Annotated in this window: 23 protein-coding genes; 6 read left to right on the top strand and 17 right to left on the bottom strand. The window is 68.1% G+C overall.

All coding sequences use genetic code 11. The annotated features are described in order from the left end of the window. Positions 1 to 8: 8 nt before the first annotated feature. Positions 9 to 1550 (bottom strand): GAF domain-containing sensor histidine kinase, encoded by a 1542-nt coding sequence (locus BLV94_RS33640; protein ID WP_072937242.1) that lies wholly within the window; start codon positions 1548 to 1550, stop codon positions 9 to 11. Positions 1551 to 1806: 256 nt separating this feature from the next. Between BLV94_RS33640 and BLV94_RS33635 the strand changes: the two genes are divergently transcribed. From BLV94_RS33635 to BLV94_RS33625, 3 genes are all read left to right on the top strand, one after another. Further along, on the top strand, positions 1807 to 2040 hold the full coding sequence (locus BLV94_RS33635; RefSeq protein WP_072937241.1) for a hypothetical protein: 234 nt from the start codon (positions 1807 to 1809) through the stop codon (positions 2038 to 2040). Positions 2041 to 2191: 151 nt separating this feature from the next. After that, entirely contained in the window at positions 2192 to 2440 is a 249-nt protein-coding gene (locus tag BLV94_RS33630) for a type II toxin-antitoxin system Phd/YefM family antitoxin (RefSeq protein WP_072937240.1), read from the top strand. Further along, the gene (locus tag BLV94_RS33625; RefSeq protein ID WP_072937239.1) at positions 2437 to 2694 is read left to right on the top strand and encodes a Txe/YoeB family addiction module toxin; all 258 of its coding nucleotides are present in this window, start codon (positions 2437 to 2439) and stop codon (positions 2692 to 2694) included. Before BLV94_RS33630 ends, BLV94_RS33625 begins: the two co-directional genes overlap by 4 nt. On the opposite strand, the gene BLV94_RS33620 is transcribed toward BLV94_RS33625, so the two are convergent. The 8 genes from BLV94_RS33620 to BLV94_RS33585 form a co-directional block, all read right to left on the bottom strand. After that, on the bottom strand, positions 2691 to 3290 hold the full coding sequence (locus BLV94_RS33620) for a hypothetical protein (protein WP_072937238.1): 600 nt from the start codon (positions 3288 to 3290) through the stop codon (positions 2691 to 2693). The two genes, BLV94_RS33625 and BLV94_RS33620, sit on opposite strands and share 4 nt — an antisense overlap. Then, a complete protein-coding gene (locus tag BLV94_RS33615; RefSeq protein ID WP_072937237.1) occupies positions 3287 to 3949 on the bottom strand; it encodes a TetR/AcrR family transcriptional regulator in 663 nt (220 codons plus the stop codon). The genes BLV94_RS33620 and BLV94_RS33615 overlap by 4 nt, the downstream gene beginning before the upstream one ends. A gap of 89 nt (positions 3950 to 4038) precedes the next feature. Next, positions 4039 to 5181, bottom strand: coding sequence for an acyl-CoA dehydrogenase family protein (locus BLV94_RS33610; protein ID WP_072937236.1), 1143 nt, complete (start codon positions 5179 to 5181; stop codon positions 4039 to 4041). Between the two features lie 12 nt (positions 5182 to 5193). Further along, positions 5194 to 6387 (bottom strand): acyl-CoA dehydrogenase, encoded by a 1194-nt coding sequence (locus BLV94_RS33605; protein ID WP_072937235.1) that lies wholly within the window; start codon positions 6385 to 6387, stop codon positions 5194 to 5196. Positions 6388 to 6398: 11 nt separating this feature from the next. After that, entirely contained in the window at positions 6399 to 8078 is a 1680-nt protein-coding gene (locus BLV94_RS33600; protein ID WP_072937234.1) for a class I adenylate-forming enzyme family protein, read from the bottom strand. 25 nt (positions 8079 to 8103) lie between these two features. Further along, positions 8104 to 8838 (bottom strand): SDR family NAD(P)-dependent oxidoreductase, encoded by a 735-nt coding sequence (locus BLV94_RS33595; RefSeq protein WP_072937233.1) that lies wholly within the window; start codon positions 8836 to 8838, stop codon positions 8104 to 8106. A gap of 31 nt (positions 8839 to 8869) precedes the next feature. Beyond that, positions 8870 to 9664 carry an enoyl-CoA hydratase-related protein gene (locus tag BLV94_RS33590; RefSeq protein WP_072937232.1) on the bottom strand — a complete coding sequence of 265 codons (795 nt, stop codon included), beginning with the start codon at positions 9662 to 9664 and terminating at the stop codon, positions 8870 to 8872. Positions 9665 to 9787: 123 nt separating this feature from the next. Next, positions 9788 to 10939 carry an acyl-CoA dehydrogenase family protein gene (locus BLV94_RS33585; RefSeq protein WP_072937231.1) on the bottom strand — a complete coding sequence of 384 codons (1152 nt, stop codon included), beginning with the start codon at positions 10937 to 10939 and terminating at the stop codon, positions 9788 to 9790. Positions 10940 to 11092: 153 nt separating this feature from the next. On the opposite strand from BLV94_RS33585, the gene BLV94_RS33580 reads away from it, so the two are divergent. Together BLV94_RS33580 and BLV94_RS33575 are read left to right on the top strand one after the other, a co-directional pair. Further along, positions 11093 to 12043, top strand: a complete 951-nt coding sequence (locus BLV94_RS33580) for a pyridoxamine 5'-phosphate oxidase family protein (protein ID WP_072937230.1) — start codon at positions 11093 to 11095, stop codon at positions 12041 to 12043. Between the two features lie 161 nt (positions 12044 to 12204). Beyond that, positions 12205 to 12816 carry a TetR/AcrR family transcriptional regulator gene (locus BLV94_RS33575; RefSeq protein WP_012689589.1) on the top strand — a complete coding sequence of 204 codons (612 nt, stop codon included), beginning with the start codon at positions 12205 to 12207 and terminating at the stop codon, positions 12814 to 12816. Between the two features lie 284 nt (positions 12817 to 13100). On the opposite strand, the gene BLV94_RS33565 is transcribed toward BLV94_RS33575, so the two are convergent. From BLV94_RS33565 to BLV94_RS33535, 7 genes are all read right to left on the bottom strand, one after another. Continuing rightward, entirely contained in the window at positions 13101 to 14264 is a 1164-nt protein-coding gene (locus tag BLV94_RS33565; RefSeq protein ID WP_072937229.1) for a thiolase family protein, read from the bottom strand. 30 nt (positions 14265 to 14294) lie between these two features. After that, positions 14295 to 15074, bottom strand: coding sequence for a crotonase/enoyl-CoA hydratase family protein (locus BLV94_RS33560; RefSeq protein ID WP_072937228.1), 780 nt, complete (start codon positions 15072 to 15074; stop codon positions 14295 to 14297). Beyond that, positions 15071 to 15835, bottom strand: coding sequence for an SDR family NAD(P)-dependent oxidoreductase (locus tag BLV94_RS33555; protein ID WP_072937227.1), 765 nt, complete (start codon positions 15833 to 15835; stop codon positions 15071 to 15073). Before BLV94_RS33555 ends, BLV94_RS33560 begins: the two co-directional genes overlap by 4 nt. Before the next feature lie 62 nt (positions 15836 to 15897). Then, positions 15898 to 17046 carry an acyl-CoA dehydrogenase family protein gene (locus BLV94_RS33550; RefSeq protein WP_072937226.1) on the bottom strand — a complete coding sequence of 383 codons (1149 nt, stop codon included), beginning with the start codon at positions 17044 to 17046 and terminating at the stop codon, positions 15898 to 15900. Between the two features lie 47 nt (positions 17047 to 17093). Further along, complete coding sequence (locus tag BLV94_RS33545; protein WP_072937225.1) at positions 17094 to 18284, bottom strand: CaiB/BaiF CoA transferase family protein; 1191 nt, start codon at positions 18282 to 18284, stop codon at positions 17094 to 17096. Further along, positions 18281 to 19600: an MFS transporter gene (locus tag BLV94_RS33540; protein ID WP_083395764.1), complete on the bottom strand. Its 1320-nt coding sequence runs from the start codon at positions 19598 to 19600 to the stop codon at positions 18281 to 18283. The genes BLV94_RS33545 and BLV94_RS33540 overlap by 4 nt, the downstream gene beginning before the upstream one ends. Before the next feature lie 185 nt (positions 19601 to 19785). After that, entirely contained in the window at positions 19786 to 20787 is a 1002-nt protein-coding gene (locus tag BLV94_RS33535; protein ID WP_095862230.1) for a LysR family transcriptional regulator, read from the bottom strand. Positions 20788 to 20906: 119 nt separating this feature from the next. Here BLV94_RS33535 and BLV94_RS33530 point away from each other — a divergent pair, with 119 nt between their 5' ends. After that, positions 20907 to 21563, top strand: a complete 657-nt coding sequence (locus tag BLV94_RS33530; protein ID WP_072937224.1) for a histidine phosphatase family protein — start codon at positions 20907 to 20909, stop codon at positions 21561 to 21563. Here BLV94_RS33530 and BLV94_RS33525 read toward each other — a convergent pair. After that, the gene (locus BLV94_RS33525; RefSeq protein WP_072937223.1) at positions 21550 to 24267 is read right to left on the bottom strand and encodes a helix-turn-helix transcriptional regulator; all 2718 of its coding nucleotides are present in this window, start codon (positions 24265 to 24267) and stop codon (positions 21550 to 21552) included. The genes BLV94_RS33530 and BLV94_RS33525 overlap by 14 nt on opposite strands. Between the last annotated feature and the right edge of the window lie 4 nt (positions 24268 to 24271).

Raw genomic sequence — 24271 nt, 5'->3', positions numbered from 1 at the left:
CCCCTCGTTCACTCGCCGGCGACCGGGATCGTGATGTCCAGCGTGGTGCCGTGACCCGGCGGACTCGTGATCCGCAGGTGGCCGCCGAGGGCCTCGACCCGGTCCTGCAATCCGAGGAGCCCGGAGCCCGCGGCGGACGAGGCACCGCCGACGCCGTCGTCCCGGATCACGAGGTGAAGGATGCCGTCCTGCGTCCCCAGCGACACGGACACCTCGGAAGCTCGCGCGTGCTTGGCGGCATTGGTGAGCGCCTCGGCGACCACATAGTAGGCGGCTACCTCGACCGATTCCGCGAAGCGATCCTCGATTGCGACGTCGAGGGTGACGGGGACCGCCGAGCGACGCGCCAGCGTCCGCACCGCCGATACCAGCCCTCCCTTCGACAGGATCGCCGGGTGGATTCCGTGTGAGAGTTCGCGCAGATCCTCCGACACCCCCTTCAGCCCCGACGCGATGGCCGACAGCTGCTCCTTCACGTCCACCCATTCGGCAGGCACCGATGCCTCCGTCATCCGCACCTCGAGCCCCAGCGACACCAGTCGCTGCTGAGCCCCGTCGTGCAGATCGCGTTCCAGGCGACGCCTGGCCTCGTCAGAGGCCGCGACGATCCTCGCGCGCGACGCGAGCAATTCGGCACGGGTCACAGCATTGGCGATCGCGGTCGCGACGAGATCGGCGAAGTCACCGAGCCGCGCCTCGGTGTCCGGTGGCAGCGGCTCGGCGCACCGCGATCCGACGATCGCCGCACCCCACACCCGGGAGTCCACGACGATCGGGACTCCCACGATCGATCCGAAGCCCCCCTCCCGAATGCGGGTCGCGACTTCCCCACCGACGTGTTCGTGGTTGTCGATCCTGGCGGCACGGCCGGTGCGGAGAACGATCGCCCCGACGTCGTCGCCCTCCATCGGGATTCTGTCTCCGGTGTCGGACATCCCCGTGACCCCCGGCTCGTATCGAACGGCGACCAACGTCCCCGTACCGTCCCCGTCGTTGCGAAGGAGTACGGCGTTGACCACGTGCAGCCAGAGCGTGAGTTCCTCGGCGACAGCTGTGAAGACTTCCGGTGGGCTCACTCCACGCGCCGCCAGTGTTGCCACTCGGCGCAGTGCAGCCTGATGTGCGGCGAGGACACCGAGTTCGTCGCGGCTGACCTCGGCCTCGCGCCGGCGCAGGACCGCCTCGGCGGTGCGCAATCTGGCTTGACCGGCCATCAGGTTGGCCACCAGCGCGACGGGCAGGAAGACCAGGATGGCCACCCAGTCGCCGGGTTTGGTCGGAAGCAGGGATCCCGCCACCTGGAGGTGGAAGTAGACGTAGACGACTGCACTGACCAACGTCGTCATCACCGACAGCACGAATCCCCAGCGAGCCGAGACCACCAGGACGCCGAGCAGGAACACCGCGCCGAAGGCGTTCTGCGGCGCGACCGTGTCGAGCTGATGCACCACAGCGGTTTCCACGGTGATCACGGTGGCGGCGACCACGATACCCAGCCACAGAGGAGGGCTGGTCGGGCGCACCAGGAGCGCTATCAGACGCGCAGGCATCTCTCGCGCGTCCGCATCGACAGCCCCGAAGTGGGACGCCGCGTCGCGCCGCGACAGCGCTCCGATTGACCGCCGTGACCACTTTCGCGTCATCGTGCTTGCTCGGATCAGTCGTGGAGTTCTCGGACAGACCTCGATGTGCATCATATCGAGGTGACCCTCCCCGTCTCGACGGCTTGCTCCCGTTGGTCGGCTGACACCGGCCGATGTCGCTACGCTGGGCACAGGCCGATGCAGTAGACCTTGGGAGGACGCGGTGGTAGCCGTACGGATACAGGTGGGTGATCTGGTGCAGGCGTCCGGTCACGCCGGCCCCTGGCTGGTCGTCGAGGTCAGCAAGGGCATGGCTTCGCTCCAGCATCCCGACGGGCACAGACTGTCGGTCCGGACGACGACGCTGTCGGTGGTGCACAAGGCGACGAGCCCGGCGGGCGAGGTCGAACCGCCCGCCCGCGATCAGCCGGGAGAGGCACCCACCCTCTTCGACTAGATCACGAACGATTTCGTGTCCACACATGACGTCGTTCACGCCTCTATTACGTACCAGATCAAGTACGTATATGGTACCCTGGCAGCGTCGGGCATCGCTTGCCCACGGCAGGTGCGGCCCCGCCTGCGATGCGAGGAAAAGAAGGTGACCCATGTCCGCTATTACCGCCACTGACGCCCGGAAAAATCTGTTCGGCTTGGTCAGCCAGGTGAACGAGGACCACACCCCGGTGGAGATCGTGTCGAAGAACGGCAACGCAGTCCTGATCTCGAAGGACGACTACGACTCCATCATGGAGACCGCCTACCTGTTGTCCAGCCCGGCGAACGCTCGCCGGCTGCTCCGCAGCCTGGAGGCGACCCGGCGCGGTGAATACACCGACAGGGAACTGATCGAGTGAACACCGCCTTCACCGACGACGGCTGGGACGACTACACGTACTGGCTGACCAACGATCGGAAGGTTCTCGCCAAGATCAACGCGCTGATCAAGGACATCAAACGGTCGCCCTACCAGGGGATCGGAAAACCCGAACGGCTCCGCCACATGGAAGACAACGTGTGGTCGCGGCGCATCACCCACGAGCATCGCCTGGTGTACGTGATCGTCGACGACACTGTCGTCATACAGCAGGCCCGCTACCACTACGACTAGTCGACGATCGTCGTGACGATCGTCGTGACCGCCGGGGTCCGCGGGGTCGAGCCGAACCCGAATCGGACGGGCGGATCGACCGGTGTCAGGGCGCCGAGGTTCTCGCCGCACCAGGTGGCGGACATTCCGGCCAGCCGCCGCTGGTCGACGGCTCCGTAGAACTCGCGACGCCCGTTGCCCGCGGTGCCACGGGTGCGCACACCGCGGAGAACGACGCGGGCGATCGGGTCGCTGACCGAGCAGAACCACGGCGCACCCGCGACGGTCCGCGGCACCAGATTCAGCAGGTGTCCGAGCAGGGTGCGGGCCCCGACCTCGAACCGCACGTGCAGGTCGCCGGCCTGAACCGCCCGACTGTCGCCGGACCTCGTGTAGTGAACGGGTGTGATCACCGTCCGGTCGAAGGTGTACGTCGCGGTGACGAAATCGCGGACGGCGTCCGACGGCGCGAGGAGCACCCGCAGGCCGTCGGCGTGTTCGACCATGACATCCGTGAACTCACCGAGCGGCGATCGGGACCAGTGGCCGACGACGATGCGGACTCCCGACCCGGTGCCCACGCCGGTGATCTCACCGTCGAAACGCCATCGGGTCATTCGGTCAGGTGCCGGTACGCTGCGGCGCTCCGATCCGACAGGACGGTGCGGAGAATGAATCGTGTTTGCGCCGTGATGTATTGGTCGACGGTGTAGCGGGACGCGAAATGCCAGTGCTTGAGCGCCCACCCGTGCGCGAGCATCATCATGTCGAACGTCGTCAGGTCGACGTCGAGGTCGCCGGCGATCCCGGATGCGATCGCGGCTTCGAGGGCATCGTGGAGCGGTGTGGACGTCGCCACCTCGAGTTCCTTGATCCGCTCGCGCCCCTCCTGGTCGAGGGTCCGGCTCTCCCGGTACGTCAGCACGACGGCGTCCAGGTTCTCGTCGACGATCTCGACGAACCGCCGGAACCCGGCGGCCAGCCGCTCGATGGGGTCGGTTCCCGCGGCATCCATCGCGGGCTCGAGCTGATCACGGAACGCGTCGAGGATGTCGACGATCGTGGCGAGGAGGATGTCTTCCTTGCCGCCGAAGTACTTGTAGATCAGCCCCACGCTCACCTGCGCCTCGTCGGCGAGCGCCTGCATGGACATCTGATGGAACCCGGTCCGCTGCATCACCGTGACGGCGGCGTCGAGCACCTGACGTCGACGCGAGCTGACGCGGACGGCGCGGACCGCCTCGTCGAGTGGAAGGGCGGACGTGTCCTTCGCCATGACAGATGACCTCTCCTTGGTGGCAGAACCTGCGGTGAATGGGTATTCACAGTATCCCGCGCGGGACCGGAACCGCAGTCCGGTCCGGGTCAGATACCGAGATCCTTCGCGACGATCGTCTTCATGATCTCGGTGGTGCCGCCGTAGATGGTCTGGATCCGCGCGTCCACGAACGCGCGCGCCACCGCATATTCGCGCATGTAGCCGTATCCGCCGTGGAGTTGCAGGCACCGGTCGGCGACGCGGACCTGCAGTTCGGTGGTCCACCACTTGAGCCGCGCCGCACGGGCCGCGGTCAGGTCTCCGCGGACGTGCTGGCGGATGCAGTCGTCGAGGTAGGTGCGGGCCAGGTCGAGTTCCGTGGCCACTTCCGCGAGAACGAATTGGGTGTTCTGGAATCCGGCGATCGGCTGTCCGAAGGCGCTGCGCTCCTTCACGTACGCCAGGGTCTGCTCGAGGACTCCTTCGGCGGCCGCGACGGCGCCGACGGACAGGGACAGCCGCTCCTGCGGCAGGTTGTGGACGAGCTGATAGAAGCCCTGCCCCTCCTCCCCGAGCAGGTTGGCCACCGGAACGCGCATGTCGGTGAACGTCAGCTCGCTGGTGTCCTGAGCGTGCAGCCCGATCTTCTCCAGGTTGCGGCCACGGGAGAACCCGGGCGTGTCCGACTCGACGACGAGCAGCGACAGCCCCTTGTGCTTGTCCGGCGACGTGCGCACGGCAACGACGAAGAGCGTGCCGTTCTGGCCGTTGGAGATGAACGTCTTGCTGCCGTTCACCACGTAGTGCTCGCCGTCGCGGACCGCCGTGGTGCGGATGCCGGTGAGGTCGCTTCCGGTGCCCGGCTCGGTCATCGCGATGCCGAGAATCGTCTCCCCGGTGACGGTTCCCGGAAGCCACCGGGCCTTCTGTTCCTCGGTCGTCATGTCCGTCAGGTACGGCAGCACGACGTCGTTCTGGAGGGAGAACGCGATACCCGCGGATGCGGCACCCGCACGGTTGACCTCGTCGACGACGATCGCGTTGTAGCGGAAGTCCTCGACGCCGGGACCTCCGTACGCCTCGGGGACCGGGAAGCCGAGCAGCCCCTGCTTACCCGCTTCGGTGAACAGTGCCGGGTCGAGACAGCTTTCGTTCTCCCACTGCTCGTGCCGCGGGACGATTCGCTCGCGAACGAAGCTGCGGACGCTGTCCCGGAACTGCTGGTGCTCGGATTCGTATTCGATGGTCATGGTGTTCGTCTCCTATCCGCGGAACGCGTTCTCGCCGGTGAAGGCCTGCCCGAGAACCAGCTGATGCATCTCGGGTGTCCCCTCGTAGGTCAGGACCGATTCGAGGTTGACCATGTGCCGGATGACGGGGAACTCCAAGGAGATTCCGTTGCCGCCCAGGATGGTGCGCGCCGTGCGGCAGATCTCGATGGCCTCACGCGTGTTGTTGAGTTTGCCGAAGCTGACCTGGTCCGGTCGCAGCCCGGCCGTGTCCTTCAGCCTGCCGAGGTGCAGCGACAACAGCTGCCCCTTGTGCAGTTCCACCGCCATGTCGGCCAACTTGGCCTGCGTGAGCTGGAATCCGCCGATGGGTCGTCCGAACTGGGCGCGGTCCTTCGAGTACTGCAGGGCAGCCTCCCACGCGGACCGCGCCGCGCCCATCGCACCCCACACGATGCCGTAGCGCGCCTCGGACAGGCTGCTGAGCGGGGCGCGCACGCCACGGGCGCCGGGGAGCATCGCCGATTCGGGCAGTCGGACGTCGTCCAGCACCAGTTCGCTGGTGACCGAGGCGCGCAACGACATCTTGTGCTTGATCACGGGCGCGCTGAAACCCGGGGTGTCGGTCGGAACGATGAATCCGCGGACCCCGTCGTCGGTGGCCGCCCACACCACCGCGACGTCGGCGATGCTGCCGTTGGTGATCCACATCTTGCGGCCGCTGAGGATCCAGTCCGAGCCGTCCCGCTTGGCACGCGTCGACATCGACGCCGGGTCGGAGCCCGCGTCCGGTTCGGTGAGACCGAAGCAGCCGATGATCTCACCGGCCGCCATGCCGGGCAGCCATTGATTCTTCTGCTCCTCGGAGCCGTTGTTCCAGATCGAGAACATGGCCAGGGAGCCCTGCACCGACACGAGGGAGCGGATGCCGGAGTCGCAGGCCTCGAGTTCGAGGCAGGCGAGACCGTAGTGGACGGCCGACGATCCGCCGCACCCGTAGCCCTCGAGGTGCATGCCGAGGACGCCGAGTTTCCCGAATTCCTTCGCCAGTTCGCGGGCTCCCGGCAGTTCGCCGGCCTCGAACCAGTCGGCGACGTGCGGTGTGACATGCTCGGCGCAGAATTTCCGGACGGTGTCGCGCACGGCGAGTTCGTCGTCCGAGTACAGCGTGTCGATGTCGAGTGGGTCGACGGCGCTGAAGGGCCGCGGATGGGAATGGGTGGTCATGACGGTGTCCTTTACGAGCCGATGGTGTGGGATCCGCGGGCGGCCGGGGTGACGAATGCCCCGCTCTCGAACTCCCTGCGCGCGGTGTCGGTTGCCTTGTAGTGCAGCTTCTTTCCCGTCGCCGACACGGGGAGCGATTCGACGAAGCGGTACGCACGGGGGCGCTTGAACTGCGACAGCATCGGATGCCTGCGACAGAAGTCGTCCAGTTCTTCGGCGGACGGGACCGGTGCGGTGGCGACAACGTACGCGACGACGACCTGCCCCCACTTGTCGTCCGGAACACCGACGACGAGCGAATCCGTCACCGACGCGTGCTCGTTCAGCGCTTCCTCGATCTGCACCGGGTGGACGTTCTCGCCGCCGGACAGGAGCATGTCGTCCTTGCGTCCGACGATCGTCACGAACTCCTTCTCGTCCCAGGTGGCGAGGTCGCCGATGTGCAGCCAGCCGTTCCGGAACTTCTGCTTCTCCTGCTCCGGGGCATCGAAATAGGCGTTGGCGCCTTTCGGGGAGCGGACGATGACCTCGCCGATCTCGGTTCCGTCCCTCGCGACCGTCTCGTGCGCGTCGGCGAGGCGGTCGTCGAACAACTTGACCACGGCGACGTCGTCGTCGATGCAGGCCCGCCCCGCGGACCCGGCCATGTCCGGCAGATCCGTGGGCCGCAGGAAAGTGTTCCAGAAACCTTCGGTGCTGCCGTAGCCGTTGAAGATTCGCGGGTTCAGCACCTTCTGGTAGTGCAGCGCCGCCTCCCGCTCGAGGGGCGCACCCATCGTAACGATGCCTTTCAGGGTGGACAGGTCGCGGGGCTTGTCCTCCTGGGCACGCGCGAGCATCGCCAGGTTGGTCGGGGCGCCGATCAGGAACGTCAGCCCGTACTCCTCGACGTGGTCGAGCGTGACGTCGGCGTCGAAGCTGCGCAGCGCCACCAGCGACGCACCGAGATAGAACGTGGGATTCGGTCCGGCGCAGTACAGCCCACCGCGGTGGAACCACGGCGTCATGTTCAGCGTCTTGTCTTCCGCCGTCAGCGGGAAGTGCATGATCACGTCGTGGGCGCTGAAGATCTCGATCATGCTGTTGAGCGGGACGCCCTTCGGCATGCCGGTCGTTCCCGACGTGAACAGCCGGGTGGTCTCGTCCCACACCGTGCGAGTCACGTCCGGCGGCGACGCCGACTCGGCGACGAGGTCGTCGAACCGGATCACCTCGAAGCCGTTCCCCGGCACGGGCTCTCCCGGACCAACGGCGACGACGAGCGCGGGCTTGTGTGTGGAGCGCGCCAGCGCGTCCCGCACCATCTCGCCGATCTCGGTGTCGTAGACGAACACCGTGGGACGGTTCGCGTCGAGGACGAACGCCGTCTCGCCGGACGCGAGGCGGAAGTTCATCGGCGATCCGACTGCCCCGCAGGCCTGCCCGGCCAGGTACAGCTGGGCGAACTCGGGGCCGTTGAACAACTGGTAGGCCACGACGTCGCCGGGACCCACACCGGCGCGGGCGAGGCCGGTGGCGAGCCGGTCGACCCGGTCGCCGAGTTCGGCGTACGTCCAGCTCTCGCCGGTCGACGGGGACTGCATCGCGAGTCGATCGGCGTACCGGTGCGTGTTGCGCCGGAAGCCGTTCAGATAGGTGAAGTCGTGCTCGAAGTACTGACGATAGGCGTGGGCATCGTATGCGTACGTCATGATGAGTCCTCCGTCCCGGCGCCGGTCAGCCGGCCATGGTGAGGCCACCGCTGACGCTGATCACCTGGCCGGTGATGAACGATGCGGATTCGGACGCGAGGAACACGACCGGCGCCGCAACCTCCTCCGGGCGCGCGAGCCTGCGGAACGGAATAGCCTTGACCAGAGCCTCTTTCAGCTTCTCCGCCTGCGCCTGGAACAGCGGCGTGTCGGTCGGGCCGGGGCACACGCAGTTGACGTTGATCCCGTGCCGGGCCATCTCCCGCGCCAGCGACTTCGACAGGGCGATCACACCGCCCTTCGCACCCGCGTAGATGCTCTCCCCCGCACTACCGACGCGGCCGGCATCGCTGGCGAGGTTGACGACCCGCCCACCGTTACCCGCGTCCACCATGCCGGGGAGGAAGGCGCTGCACATGTGCACGGGCCCGAGGTAGTTGATGGCGACGACCTTCTCGGCGAATTCGGTGGTGGCGTTGAGGAACTGGTCGGTGCGGTCCCATCCCGCCGCGTTGACGAGGATGTTCGCGACCCCCACCTCGGCCGTCACCCGGTCGCGCAGGGCGTCGACCTGCGTCCGGTCGGCGACGTCGACGGTCATCGGAAAAAGCAGGTCGGGCCGTTCCGCCGCGGTCTTCTCCGCGGCCTGCAGGTCGAGGTCGGCGACGACCACCCGGTCGCCCTGCTCGGCGAGTGCGAGCGCGATGGCGCGGCCGATGCCGGATCCTGCGCCGGTGACCACTGCGATGTTGTTGCTCATGGTGTGTTTCCCCTTCCCGTGTGTGTCGGACTCAGGCGTTCACGTACTTGTTGAACTCGGGCTTGCGCTTCTCCGCGAACGCCGTCGCCCCCTCGAGGCCCTCGGGTGAATGCGTGAACAGGTCGAGCGCAGACATCGCGAGGTTGCTCAGCCCGGCCTGGTGGTCGGTGTCGGCGTTGAACGACTGCTTCAGGAAACGCAGGGTGGTGGGGCTCTTCTCGGCGATCTCCGCGGCGACGGCCTTCGCCTCGTCGAGCAACCGGTCCGCGGGGACGACCCAATTGACCAGACCCCAGCGTTCGGCGGTGACGGCGTCGTACTGACGGCAGAGGTACCAGATCTCGCGGGCCCGCTTCTCACCGACGACTCGCGCCAGGAACGCCGAGCCGAAGCCCGCGTCGAACGAGCCCACACGCGGTCCCGCCTGGCCGAACTTCGCGGTCTCGGACGCGATGGTGAGGTCGCAGAGAACGTGGAGCACGTGGCCGCCGCCGACGGCGATGCCGTTGACCGCCGCGATGACGGGCTTGGGGACGTCGCGGATGAGTTTGTGCAGGTTGCCGATCTCGAACATGCCGCTCTCGGTGGGGCCGTAGTCGCCGGTCTCCGCTCGCTGCTTGACGTCGCCGCCCGTGCAGAACGCCTTCTCCCCCGCACCGGTGAGGATGATCGCCTGCACCGTGTCGTCGGCCCATGCTGAGCGGAACGCCTTGATCAGTTCCTCGACGGTCTTACCGCGAAATGCGTTGTAGCGCGCGGGGCGGTTGATCGTGACGACCGCCGCCGGGCCGTCGACCTCGTAGGTGATGTCTTCGTAGTCGGTCACGGTGATTCCTTTCCGGGAAGCCGGTAATGAGAGTGGGTTCAAAGATTGTGAACATTTATTCGGTACAAATGAACGTACATTCACTTCGCGGAGTGTGTCAAGGGTCACGCAGCCCTGCGACCGCTAGAGGAAGGCGCTGATCCCGGTCTCCGCCCGGCCGATCAGCAACTTCTGGATCTGGCTCGTGCCCTCGTACAGCGTCATCACCCGCGCATCGCGCATGTACTTGGCGACGGGGTACTCGTCGACGTAGCCGTAACCGCCGAACAGCTGGATCGCGTTGTTGGCGGCACGAACCGCGGCCTCACTGCAGAAGTACTTCGCCTTCGACGCGGCTGTCCCGAACGGCTCCCCGCGCTCGATCAGGTCGGCCGCCCGCCAGGTGAGCAGCCTCCCGGCGTCGGCGTCGACGGACATGTCGGCGATCAGGTCCTGCACGAGTTGGAACGACGCGAGCGGACGGTCGAACTGCGTGCGCTCGCGGGCGTAGTCGACGGCCGCCTCGAGGCAGCCCTGGATGATCCCCACGCATCCGGCGCCCACCGAGACGCGCCCCTTGTCCAGCGAGTGCATCGCGATGGAGAAGCCCTGCCCCTCCGATCCGAGGAGGCAACTCGCCGGCACCCGCACGTCGGTGAACGACAACTCGGCGGTCGCCTGCCCGCGGAGTCCGAGCTTCCCGTGGATCTCGCGGGATTCGAAACCGGGGGTGTCCGTCGGAACCAGGAAAGCCGAAACACCCTTGGGCCCCGGACCTCCGGTGCGCGCGAACACCAGGCACACCTTGGCCCACGTGCCGTTGGTGATGAAGATCTTGGAACCGTTGATGACGTACTCGTCGCCGCTGCGCACCGCCTTGGTCTTCAGATTTCCGGGGTCCGACCCGTTGTCGGGCTCGGTGAGACCGAAACAGGCGAGCGCCTCACCGGACGCGATGCGGGGCAGCCATTCGTGTTTCTGCTCCTCGGTGCCGTGCGAGAGGATCACCTTCCCCACCAGCCCCATCGACACCGACACGATGCCCCGGACCGCGGAGTCCGCCCGGCCGAGTTCCTCCATCCCGAGGCAGTACGTGATGTAGTCGCCGCCCAGCCCGCCGTACTCCTCGGGAATGGTCATGCCGAAGAAGCCGATGTCGGCGAGTTTCCCGATGATCGCGGTGTCCACCGACTCGGCGCGGTCCCATTCGGCGCGGTGCGGGACGACCTCCTTGTTCAGAAAGTCGCGCGCCAGCTGCCGGAACTCCTTCTGCTCCTCGGTCAGTGTCAGGTCCATGGAATGCTCCTCGATGCCGCAGTGAATGAATAGTCATTAGGTATGAGCTACTGCTCACGACAAATGAAGCATTATTCATTTCCTAGGAGTCGTCAACCCTCGGGGAGCGCGGAGGTCTGGCCCGGTGCCGCGTCGCCTGGGTAGGCTCGGGACATGCCGATCACCTGGTCGGACGATGTCGACGAGGTCATCCGCGACGACCTCACCAGCGGGTTCGCGTACGTCACGCCCGCGGGAGGCGCGGTGGTGGCCGCGGTGGCGCCCTTCGGGCTGCGCGATCACGAGCGGGGCACCATCGGATTCACCACCTCGCTGGGCTTCGGCCGCAAGCTCGAACGCATCCAGGCGGAACCGCGGGTGGCGCTCGCCTTCCATGCGCGCGAGCACGGAATCGGCGACGGCACCAACCGGCGCTACGTGCTCGTGCAGGGAGACGCGACGTTCGATCCCAGCCCCGACCGGAACGTCCTCGACGCCATCGGCGAGCGCTCGGTCCCCTACACGGGAGAGCCGCGGCGCGGCGCATTCTGGGACCGCTGGCTCAGCGCCTACTACACCGACCGGGTGTTGGTGACGGTCGCGGTGACGCGGGTGACCGCCTGGCCCGACCTGCGCACGACCGGCCAGCCCGAGGTCTACGGCGCACCGCTCCCCGACGCCGACGCGGCGCCACAGGCGCCGCCGAAGAAGGGCACCGCGCCGCGGGTGGATGCGGTGAAGACCGGTGAGCGCGCCCGGAAGCTGCCGCACGTGCTGCTCGCCTACCGTGAGGCGGACGGCTATCCGACCGTCGTGCCGGTCGACGTGAACTCGGCGAGCAACGAGGGCGTGCGTTTGAGGGTCCCTTCCTGGGTGCCGCAGGGCGGCCGCCGCGCCGGACTGCTCGCCCACGCGTACCGGCCCCAGCTCGTCGGCCTCGAGTCGCGTCAGAACACCGGCTGGATCGAGGTCACCGGCACCGGGGCGGTGTACGCACCGCACACGCAGGCCGGGTTCACCGCGCCGCCGAACAAGACGATCCTGCTCCTGGCCAACGGATTCCTGGCCCGCCGTGGCCTCGCGAAGGCCCGGAAGGAAGGCCGGACCCAGGCCCTGGGCCGATGAGCCGGACGACGCCGCGGTTCGCGTAGCGACTCGGCCCGTTCACGCGGTTCACCACTGCCGGGTCGGTCACGGTATTCTCAGCTGAACCGAACCTTCGGTCGGCTCCTGTGGACGACGGCGCACCGATGCGATGGAGTTCTGCACCTGGAAGGATTGCGCGCATGACTACGGCACGCCCCGCACGGAAGACCGGTTCGCCCGGACGGCCCGGCTACGACCTCGACTCGCTGCTCGCTGTCGCGGTCAAGGTGTTCAACGACAAGGGCTACGACGGCACCAGCATGGAGGTGCTGGCCCAGCGCCTGGGAATCACGAAGTCGTCGATCTATCACCACGTGTCCGGGAAGTCGGAGCTCCTCGAACTGGCGCTGTCGCGCGCGCTCAACGCTCTCTTCGCGGTCACCACCGAGGAGAAGGCGACGAGCGGCCGGTACATCGACCGACTCGAGTACCTCGTCCGCCGCAGTGTCGAGGTCCTCGCCGCCGAACTCCCGTACGTCACGCTCCTGCTGCGCGTCCGGGGCAACACCGCGGTGGAACGTCGCGCGCTCGCCCGCCGCCGCGAGTTCGACGCCTTCGTCAGCGACCTCGTGGTCGCGGCGGCGGAAGAGGGCGACCTGCGGCCCGGAATCGATCCCGCACTCACCAGCCGGCTCGTGTTCGGCACGGTCAACTCGCTGATCGAGTGGTACCGCCCCCGCACCGGGGGGACGGTCGCCGACCTCGCCGACGCCGTCGTCGAGCTGACGTTCGACGGGCTGCGCCGCGCCTGAGCGAGACGTCACTGGTGCGCCCTACAACGAGAGGCTGGACCTCGATCGAATCGTCCACCGTCTTGCCCGTTCGGACAGTTGGGTGCGCAGCCGCGCTCGGACATCGGCAGGCACTTCTCCTGCGCCGGCACTCTCCAGAATCTTCGACAGTCTCCGGTCGAATCCGGGTGTCGTCATCCCGAACCCGATCCAGATCTCGTCGGGAGGTGGACCACCGTAGGGCAGCCACCGGCACGCGACCTCGAGGATGGCTGCGTCCCCCCTCTCCAACCCGCTAGCCACGGTCAGACCGTGACGGCGAGGTTTTCGAAGATGGTGGCATTGGCCATGCCGCCGCCTTCGCACATCGTCTGCAGTCCGTAGCGGACGCCCTCGGCGCGCAGGTGATGCACGAGGGTGGTGGCGAGCCGGGCCCCGGATCCGCCGAGCGGATGCCCGAGAGCGATCGCTCCGCCGAGCGCGTTGACCCGTGCTTCCGGTGCCCCGGTCGCCCGCAGCCAGGCGCCGACGACGCTGGCGAAGGCCTCGTTGACTTCGAAGGCTCCGATGTCGTCGAGGGTCAGGCCTGCGCGTTCGAGCACCCGCGCGGTGGCGGGGATGGGTCCGGCCAGCATCGCGACCGGGTCGTCGCCGACGACGGTTGCGGTGTGTACCCGAGCCAGCGGGGTCAGTCCGAGGTCGCGGGCCCGGTCGCCGGACATCACCAGCAGTGCTGCGGCGCCGTCGGAGATCTGTGAGGCGTTGCCCGCGGTGATGCGGCCGTCCTCGCCGAAGGCCGGCTCCAACTGGGCGAGCTTCTCGAGGGTCGTGGTTCGGCGGATCCCCTCGTCGGCGTCGAGTTTCGTACCGTCCGGCAGGGTCACCGGCACGATCTCGCCGGCGAATCGGCCTTCGTCGACCGCCGCGGCGGCGCGCTGATGTGAGCGCAGGCTGTACTCGTCGAGCCAGCCGCGGCTCAGTTCGTACCGGTCGGCGAGGATCTCGGCGCCGCGGCCCTGGTTGAACTCGATGCCGTCGTAGCGTCGCCGAATCGCCTCGCTGTTCGGGTCACCGAGCCCGACGCGCCGCGCCGATCCCATCGGGATGCGGGTCATCGACTCGACGCCGCCCGCGACGACGATGTCGTACTGACCGGCGATCACTCCCGCCGCGGCGAAATGCAGTGCCTGCTGGCTCGATCCGCACTGCCGCTCGATCGTGGTGCCGGGAACCGACTCGGGCCATCCGGCGGCCAGCACCGCGTTGCGTGCAATGTTGCCGGCCTGCTCACCGACCTGTCCGACGCATCCCCACACGACGTCGTCGACCGACGCGGCGTCGACCCCGGCCCGGTCGAGCAGCGCGGTCAGGACGGTCGCGGACAGGTCGACGGGGTGGACCTCAGCGAGGCCGCCCTTGCGGCGGCCGATGGGGCTCCGTACGGCCTCGACGATGACTGCATCACGCATGGTGTGTTCCTGTTCTCTCGTTCTCGGTGATCACGTCGCGGTCCAAACCGGGGCGCGGCGTTCGGTGAAGGCGGCGGCGCCCTCGCGGGCGTCGTCGGAGTCGAAGACCGGCATCACGATCTGCCGGGTCCGCTCGAACATCTCCGCGTGCGGCCAGCCGGGAGACTCGTCGATGACCCGTTTGCTGGCCCGGACTGCGAGCGGCCCGTTGGCGGCGATCTCGTCGGCGAGTTCGAGCGCCGCCGCCAACACCTCGCCCTCGGGAGCGAGCCGGTTGACCAGCCCCAGCGGGTGCAGTTGCGCGGCGGTCACGGTCTTGCCGGTGAGCACCATCTCCAGCGCCACCGCTCGCGGCAGCCGTGCGGGCAGCCGGGTCAACCCGCCCGCGGCGGCGACCAGGCCGCGGCGAACCTCGGGCAGGCCGAACGTTGCGGTCGGCGCGGCGACGACGAGGTCCGCCGCGAGGACGATCTCGAAACCGCCCGCGAGCGCGGGACCGTCGACGGCGGCGATCAGGGGCTTGCCGGGCGGCGCCTCCACCAGCCCGGCGAATCCGCGACCCTCGACGCGTGGGCTCTCACCCCGCAGGAAGGCCTTGAGATCCATTCCTGCGCAGAAGTATCCGCCGGCTCCGGTGAGCACACCCACTCTCAGCTGCGGATCGGAGTCCAGCAGTTGAACCGCCTCGGCGACGGCCTCCGCGACCGCACGGTCCACCGCGTTGCGGGCCTGCGGTCGGTTCAGCGTGATGACCAGCACCGGCCCGACCCGTTCCGTCAGCACGACTGGTGTGGGCGCCTCTGCGGTCACCTCGGTGCCATCCGGATCGCACCGTCGAGGCGGATCGTCTCACCGTTGAGCATGCCGTTCTCGATGATGTGCTCGGCCAGCGCGGCGAACTCGGACGGCTCGCCGAGCCGCTGCGGATGCGGAACCGAGGCCGCCAGCGCGTCCCGGATGTCGTCGCGCGCATTGAGCAGGAGGGGTGTCGCGAACACGCCGGGCGCGATGGTGCACACCCGGATCCCGACGCCGGCGAGGTCGCGGGCGGCGGGCAGTGTCATCCCCACGATTCCCGCCTTGGACGTCGCGTAGTTGATCTGCCCGATCTGGCCCTCGTACGCTGCGACGGATGCGGTCAGGACACATACGCCGCGGTCACCGCCCCGCAACTCGTTCGCGGCCATCGCCTCGGCCGCGAACCGCAGCACGTTGAACGTCCCGATCACGTTGAGCCGGATCACCGACTCGAAAGGCTCGAGGTCGGCGGCCTTGCGGTCCTTGGTGAGCACGCGCATCGGCCGTCCGCGGCCTGCGCAGTGCACGACGGCCCGCACCGGGCCGCGCTCGGCGGCGGCGGCGAAGGCCGCGGCCACCGCGTCGCCGTCGGTCACGTCGGTCGGCACGAACCGTGCGGCGGGCCCGAGCGCCGCGGCCTGCTCTGCCCCCGCCGAACCGGGGAGATCGAGCAGGGTGACGGCGGCGCCGGACTCGACCAGCCGGGTGGCGGTGGCGAGTCCGAGTCCGGATGCTCCGCCCGTGACGACGGCGTTGATGTCCTTGATCTGCATGGATGAACCTTCGATGTGGCCGGGCCCCAGTGGTGCCCGGAATGGTGTGGAGTGCGAGATACCTAGAGCCCCATCGACTTCGAGATGACACTCTTCATGACTTCGCTGGTGCCGCCGAAGATCCGGGTGACGCGGGCATCGGCGTACAGTCGCGCGATCGGGTACTCGGTCATGTAGCCGTAGCCACCGTGCACCTGCAGGCACTTGTCGATGACCCGGGCCTGCACCTCGGTGCAGAACAGCTTCACCTTGGCCGCGTCGGCGGGAGTGAGAGTGCCGGCGTCCAGGGCGATCAGCGCCTGGTCGATCAGGGCCTGCCCGGCCTGCAACTCGGTCGCGCACTCGGCGAGTACGAACTTCGTGTTCTGGAAGCCGGCGAGCGGCTTACCGAACACCATCCGCTCCTTGGCGTACGCGATCGCCAGGTCGACCGCGGCGGTGGCCGTGGCCTGCGCGGTGATCGCGATCGACAGCCGCTCCTGCGGCAGGTTGTGCGCCAGCATCTTGAAGGCGGCGCCCTCCTCGCCGAGCAGGTTGGCCGCGGGCACCCGTACGTTGTCGAAGGTGAGTTCGGCGGTGTCGCTCGACTTCATCCCGATCTTGTGCAGGTTGCGACCGCGAGTGAACCCGGGCATGCCGGATTCGACCACCAGCAGCGACAGACCGTTGCGGCGATTCTCGGGATCCTTCGAGGTCCTCGCGACCACGATCACGAGGTCGGCGTTGATGCCGCCGGTGATGAACGTCTTGTTCCCGTTGAGGACGTAGTCGTCACCGTCGCGGACGGCGGTGGTGGTGACACCGGCGAGGTCGGAGCCGATGCCGGGTTCGGTCATCGCGATCGCGCTGACGAGCGCACCGTCGGCGAAGCCGGGGAACCAGCGGTCGCGTTGTTCCTCATTGGCGTATTCGAGAAAGTACGGGAGCACGGTGTTCAAGTGCACCTGGAAGCCCCCGAGAGAGGCGGCCGCGTAACCGATTTCCTCGTACACGACGGTGTTGAACAGGAAGCTGTCGATGCCGCCGCCGCCGTACTGCTCGGGCACCTGCAGTCCGTTGATCCCGAGTGCCGCGGTCTTGGTGTAGAAGTCGCGGGGGATGCAGCCGGCCGCCTCCCAGTCGGGCAGGTTCGGGACGATCTCCTTGGCGATGAACTGGCGGACCACGTCACGGAAGGCATGGTGGTCGTCGGTGAAGATGGTGCGTTGCATGGTGATTCCTTCGAAAATGGGTCGACGGTGAGTGCCGTCGACGGATTTCAGCGGCCGAGCGCGACGACGCCGTCGGCTGCCAGCGCATCGAGCGCGTCGGTCGGGTAACCGAGTTCGGCGATCACTTCGGCGGTGTGCTGCCCCAGGTCGGGCGCACCTGCCGTCGGGAGCTTCGGGACACTCTCGAGGTGCCACGGCGTGCCGAGTGCGGTCGCAGGCACGCCGTCGGGGCGGCTGACCTCGATGAAGAGCCCGGAGGCCTGGACGTCGGGACTGCGCATCGCCTCGGGATAGGTGTTGATCCGCCCGGCGACGACACCGTTGGCGGCGAGCACGTCCATCGCCTCGTCGCTCGTCATGGTCGCGAACGCGGCGCGCAACTCGGTGAGCAGGGCGGGGCGGTTGCGGACCCGGCTCTCGTTGTCGGCGAACCGGGCGTCGTCGGCGAGTTCCGCCCGGCCCAGCAGTCGGCACAGTCGCCGGAAGTGGACCTCGGAGTAGGCGGAGACCACGACGCTGCCGTCGCTGGTGGGCATGATGTCGGCGGCCGGGGCGACCGTCGGCTGACCGTTGCCCATTCGCCGTGGTTCGTTGCCGGTGTCGAGGTAGGCGCCCCAGTTCGGGGCCTGCAGATGAATGGCGACCTCGAGCAGCGACACCTCGACGGTGTCGCCCTCGCCGGTGCGCAGGCGCCTGATGTACGCGCCGAGGATTGCCTGGGCACAGACGTAGCCGGTGGCGGCGTCGACGATCTGGGCACCGACCTTCTGCGGCTCGCCGTCGTGCTCGCCGGTCACCCACATCAGACCGCTCTCCGCCTGCGCGGCGATGTCGAGGCCGGCTCGATTCCTGGACGGTCCGTGCAAGCCGAACCCGCTCACCGTCGCGTACACGAGGTGCGGATGCGCGGCACGCATCTCCTCCGCGCCCAGACCGAGCTTGTCCATCACCCCGGGGCGCAGATTCTGCACCACGATGTCGGCGCCGGCGATCAGACGGCGGGCGATCTCCTGACCGCGCGGGTCCTTGAGGTCGAGCGCGATTGCCCGCTTGCCGCGGTTGTAGTTCTCCACCATGGCTTTACCGTGCGCGCCGATTCCACGTGCGGACTCGCCGTGCACCGGTTCGACCTTGATCACGTCGGCGCCGAGGTCCACCAGGACCTGGGTGGCGGCGGGGGCAGCGATGAATTGACCGAAGTCGATGACGCGGACGCCGTCGAGGGGCTTGTCGATCATGCGGTCTCCTCGGCACGCCGGCGGATGAGGGTGATGTCACGTTCGGGGTTGACCAGGAACACCGCGATCGCACTACCGACGATCATCAGGATCCCGCTGATCAGGAAGCCGGTGCCGTAGCCGGAGATCTTGTCGGCCGCCCGGCCGACCGAGAAACCGAGTACGAGTGGTGCGACCATGCCGGAGATACTCGACACAGCGCCGAGGCCACCGAGGACCATGCCGCGTTTACGGGACTGCACGACGTCGGCGATTGCCGTCAACGCCACGCCGTACGCCGCGGTGTTGAGCGAGAAGGCCAGGGATACGAGCAGGATCTGCAGCAGTCCGGCCGACACGATGGTGAACCCGACCATGGTGATGCCGGCGCCGGCGATCAGGCCGGCCGACAGGTAGCCGCGCGCAACCTTCCGGGAGACGCCGCGGGAGACGAGGCGATTCGAGAACCATCCGGCAGCGATCGCACCGACCGCCGCGAGTCCGTAGGGAAGCATGACCAGCCGACCGGTGGTCAGGGTGTCGTAGCCGAGACCGTCTTCCAGGTAGACGGGGAGCCAGGACACCTTGAGCGTGGTGGACCAGTACGAGCAGAACATCAACAGCGCGATCCCGATCACGGTCCCGGTGCGCAGGATCGTCCGGTACGGGGCGTCGACGGTGTCGACGACGGTTTCGGTTGCCTGGGCCGGCTCGGCGGCCTCGCCGGGTGCGCCGCGTCCGAGGAGGATCCAGGCGACCACCCAGACCAGACCGACCGTGATCAGGAGGTAGAACGCTGCGTGCCAGTCCCAGCGGACGATGATCCAGGTCAGCACGGGTGCAGCGATGAGGACACCGAGCGAGGATCCGGCGGTGACGAAGCTGCTCGGCAAGGCACGCTTCTCCGGCGGGAACCAGGAGTGGACGGCGTGGTTGGCGAGGGCGAAGGCCGGGCCCTCGGCGAACCCGAGGACGAGCCGGCAGGCCACCAGGACGCCGAAGGTCACGGTGCCGGTCAGGGGCACCATGGTGGCTACCCAGAGCAGCATCAGTCCGGCCAGCAGCCATCGGATACTCACCTTGGACGACAGCCAGCCGAAGAACAGGGCGCCGGCGGCGAACAGCCAGAAGAAGCTGCTCTGGATCATGCCGAACTGTTGCGGCGTCAGGCCCAGATCCTTCTGGATCTGGACGCCGGCGAACGCGATGACGGACTTGTCCGCGAAATTGATGAGCATGAACACGACGAGCAGTCCGGTAATCATCCAGGCGCGCCGGGTCAGCGCCGATCTGGTGCGCCGGGACGCTGCGGTGGTCGGCGTCGATACTTGAGTCATAGGGCCTCTTCGGAAACGAACCGTCGCGACGTGTCTGCGTGGCGTGAACCAGTCCGGACGGATCTCGAATGCGACCTTCGATCGATCCGGATCCCGTCGCAACGGTGTGATCAGGTACACACCATTGAAGTCCCGAGTATCGATCGGGTCAAAGACCAGAAAAGTAGGAGAAATACTGCAATTGCCTATGAGTTCGTGGCGCGCGCGTTGTCGTCGCGAATCCGGCGGTCGAACTCGGCCCGCGTCAGCTTTGCGGCCTCCACGAGGGAAACACCGGAGGACATGAGCGCGGCGATGGACGTGGCGAACTCCTCGAACGACGCACGGGCGCAGGCCAGGAACTCCGTGGACGCGTGAGTCATCCGGCCGGGACGGCGGACCACGCCCATGCGGCGGGTGAGCCGCGGCGAGAGTTCACGCACCACCCCGCCGCGCAGCATCGCGTCGAGTCCGCTGCGCAGGGCCACGATCGACACCCCGCCGCCCGCGAGAACGATCGGCAGCACGGCACCACGCTGACGCACCTCAACCGCGACGTCGGGTTCGACGCCGCGCCGCCGTAGCGAGCGGTCGATGAAATCTCGCGTCGCCGTGCCTTTTTCGCCCATGACGAAGGGAACACGGGTCAACGCCTCGATCGGCACCGGGTCCGGCCACCGGGCGTCGGTGCCGGGCGGACACACCAGGACGAGCTGCTGATCGATGAGCTCCTCCCCGACGAGGTCCTCGGTCGGGAGGGGCAGCGCGAGAATGCCCAGCTCGCACGCCCCCGACCGGACCAGCGACACGATATCGGCGGTCTCGTCCCGTTCCTCGATGTGGAACCGCACGTCGGGGTACTGCCGGCGGAACTTGGCGACCCACACCGACAGCGGATCCGAGGACAGGTCCGAGAGCGAGGCGATGTCGATCCGGCCGCCGCGCATCGCCCCGACGTCACGCACGGCGTTCTCGGCCGATTCCACCTCCCGCAGGATGCTGCGTGCCGGGCCGACGAGCGCCTCACCGGCAGGCGAGAGCACGAGGCCACGGCCGACGCGATGGAACAACTCGACGCCCAGGTCCTTCTCGAGCTTGCGCACCGCCTGCGACAGCGACGGCTGCGCCACACGTAACTGCGCTGCGGCGCGGGTGACCCCGCCGCAGTCGACTACAGCGAGGAAGTACTCCATCTGCCGCATGTCCATGCTCTGAATCTAGAGGTACCGGCACCGCGGCGGAGGGCCGATAGGGATCTCCCGCGAGTGTGCGGCGACCGGCCGAGAAGGGTATGCCGCCGGTGGCCGGGTGAACTACCGTGCGCCGCATGAGTGTTGTCCTTCTGGTCCGTCACGGACAAGCATCCTTCGGCACCGACGACTACGACCGCCTGTCGCCACGCGGCCGAGAACAGAGTCGCGCCCTCGGCACCGAGCTGAATCGTCGCGGCATCGCTCCCGCCCGCACAGTCACCGGAAACATGAAACGCCAACGAGAGACGGCTCAGGAGGCAAGCACGGCCGCCGCCTGGCACACGACGGACCCCGACATCGATCCGGGTTGGGACGAGTTCGACGCGAGCGACCTACTGGCTGCGAGCGGTGAGCACGATCCGAGGGCGCAGACGGATTCGCGCGCCTTCCAGCGGCTGCTCGAGCGGGCTTCCACACGGTGGTCGTCCGGTGACCACGATGCCGACTACGTCGAGACGTTCGGTGCGTTCACGGCCCGGGTCGACGCGTCCCTCGACCGCGTTGCCGAAGGGCTCGAACGCGGACAGACCGGTGTCGTCTTCTCCAGCGCCGGTGCGATCGCCTGGGTGACTGCCCGGCTGCTGGGGGGCGGCTTCCCGCAATGGCTCGCTCTGAACAGAGTCGCGGTCAATTCCGGCGTCACCAAGATCGTGATCGGCTCGTCGGGGACGTCCCTCGTGGCGTTCAACGAGCACGGTCATCTCCCGGACCCCTGGGTCACCTACCGGTGAGACTTTCCGCCCGCTCGTGGGCCACGATCAGCTCGACCCGCGAGTTGTAGCCGGTTTTCTTGTAGAGGCGGGTGAGGTAGGCCTCGACGGTCTTGCTGCTGTAGTGGAGAACCTCGGCGATCTCCCGGTTGCTGAGGCCGTCTCGGACCAGCGTGACGAGTTGACGCTCCACATCGGTGAGAGGTCCGGGTGCCCCCGACTTGTCGGCACGTCTGTCGAGGACGAGACCGCGCGACCGGCCGGCGGCCTCGACCCGCTTCAGCCACAGCGTCGCGTCCATCTTCTTGAACAATGCCCAGGCTGCCTCGAGGTGATCGGCGCCGTCCCGGCCGACGACGCCGAGCGCATGGTGGGCCTGCGCCGCGATGAAGTGCATACCCTGCTCCTCGGCCTCGAGAAGCACTTCACGTGCGCGGTCCACGTCACCGAAGCTGCGGGCATGGCCGATGCCGGATGCCATCCGGGCCTTGGGCGAACCGATGTCCTCCGCAAGGCGGCAGAACTCGTCCGCGACGTGCCGAGCGGCCTCGACCTCTCCCGACGCCAGGTAGCCCTCGACCAGACTCGTGTGGGTGATGGCCCCGACCTCGTTCCAGCCGCGGATTCCCGCTTCCGACCGCAGTCGCTCCAGGACCGGCATGGCGTCCTCGAACCGGGATCTCGACACCTCGACCGACGCCTGCACTGCCTGCCAGATCGCGAAGTCGATCCGGCAGGAGGCCGGCGGCTTCGTCGCTGCCAGCACGGACGCCGCACGCCGGAAATCACCTCGGCCCGTGAGGATCTGCACCTCCACGCCACGTAGGCGAGCCAGAGTGCTGCGCATACCCGAGAACTCGAGATGGACGGCCTCCCGGGCAATCGTCTCGGACGCCGCGGTCCATTCGCCGGCCGTGTACTCGGCGAGCGCGCGAGCCAGTGCGGCTTGCCCGCCCAGGTTTCCGAATCCGGCGAGTCCGGCGGCTTCACCCGCCTTCGTCAGCAGCGCGTTCGCGCGACCGGTCGCGCCTGCCGTTGCGGCGTGGTGCGCTGCCGACTCCAACGCACCGGTGCGCGTGCCCACCGGGAGTTCCCGCTCGCCGGTCCCGAGGATCGCGAGCTGGTCGACCGCCTCGAGTGCGTTCGGGAACGTCCCGACGGAGGCTTCGACCTGACCGAGGTACGTGTAGGCGATGACCTGGTCCGTCGGCGTCGACTCGCGCACCTGTGACCACGCTGTCGCGGCCAGGACGCGCGCCTGATCCGTGTCACCGAGGCGCGCCGACATCGCCGCGCGTTGCGCGAGGTAGGGCGTCGGGTCTCTCGCCCGCCCCGCCTCGGCGACCAGTAGGTCTGCAGCGCTCTGCGGATCGCCCATCGCGCTGTGGCAGTGCACGATCGTCGCCACGGTGCGGTCGCGGGAACGGCCCGCCTCGAGAAGTCCGAGCGCTTTTCTGCCGGCTTCGATGGCCAGGGCCGGCCGCGCACCCTTCCAGTACGCCGCGGACTGCCTGCGGAGTATCTCGCCGGCGGCGGCGTCCGCGCGTGGCAGCAGATCGAGCGCCCGGCCGTACCATCGGGCAGCCGCGCGCGGCGACGTGCGCAGCGCTCGATCGGCGGCACGCAACGCCACCGTGACCGCGACCATGTCGCCGCGCGCCGCGCCCTCGGTGGCGTGCCGGGCGCGCTCGAGGGCCGGCATGCCCAGCTCGCTGTCGGTGCCCTCGATCCGCGCAGCAATCGCAGCATGGACGCGGCGGCGCTCGGCCGGACCGATCTCGCCATAGAGCAGCTCACCGATCAGTGGGTGGCCGAATTCGTACCATCCGGACCCCGTTGCCAACAGCGCACCGCTCGCGACCAGTGAGTCGAAGGCGGCCCGGACCTCGCCCAGCGACCTCTCGGACAGTTCGGCGAGGAGCGGAAGGTAGTCCAGATCCACCCGTCCGAACACCGCGACCAGACGACCCAGTGCGCGGACGGCGTGGTCCCGGGGAAACAGCCGGTGGAGCAACGCCGCAGGGCGCGGGAACTGGGGCGGGGAATCATCGACCAGGTAGCCGATTCCCTGTTCGATGCGGAGTGCGCCCGCAGTGTGCAACGCGTTCACCGTTTCTCGGACCAGCAGCGCGTTCCCCCGCGTCCGCTCGGAAAGGTAGCCGGTCAGTCGCTCGTCGGGCACGGCGTCGAGGACCGACTCGACCAGTCCGCCGAGGGCCCGCCCCTCGACCGGCCGAACCTCGAGAACCGTCCGCGCCTGTTCGCTCACGAGGGGGCCGATCGTCGCGAAGAGACGTTCGCCGGTCATCCACGGCCGGCTCCGCGAGGCGAAGATCACGAGGAGCGGGCGGCCCGCCAGATGCCGAGCGGCGAGGGTCACGGCGACGAGACTGTCCTCGTCCGCCAGGTGCGCGTCGTCCACGACCACGACCACGGGCGACGAATCCGTCATCGACTGCAACAGCGCCGTCACACCACTCGGATCGGCCGACACCGTGCTGTGGCCGAGGACTCCCACGAGGGTGCGCACCGTCGCGTACGGGATGTCGTGGTCGTACTCGTGCGCCGCGGCGTACAAGCACGTCCATCCACGCCTGCGGGCCGCGTCGAGCGTGCTCCGCAGGAGGTGTGTCTTGCCGGTGCCGGCCTCACCGTGAATCAGGTACGTCGAACCGGCACCGGCACTCAATCGTTCTAGGGCGCAGTCGAACACGAACTCGTTCACAACA

Source organism: Rhodococcus koreensis (assembly GCF_900105905.1).
In the GTDB taxonomy this organism is placed as follows: Bacteria; Actinomycetota; Actinomycetes; order Mycobacteriales; family Mycobacteriaceae; genus Rhodococcus_F; species Rhodococcus_F koreensis.
The sequence above is the reverse complement of the archived record's forward strand: the minus strand, read 5'-3'. Positions and strand labels throughout refer to the sequence as shown.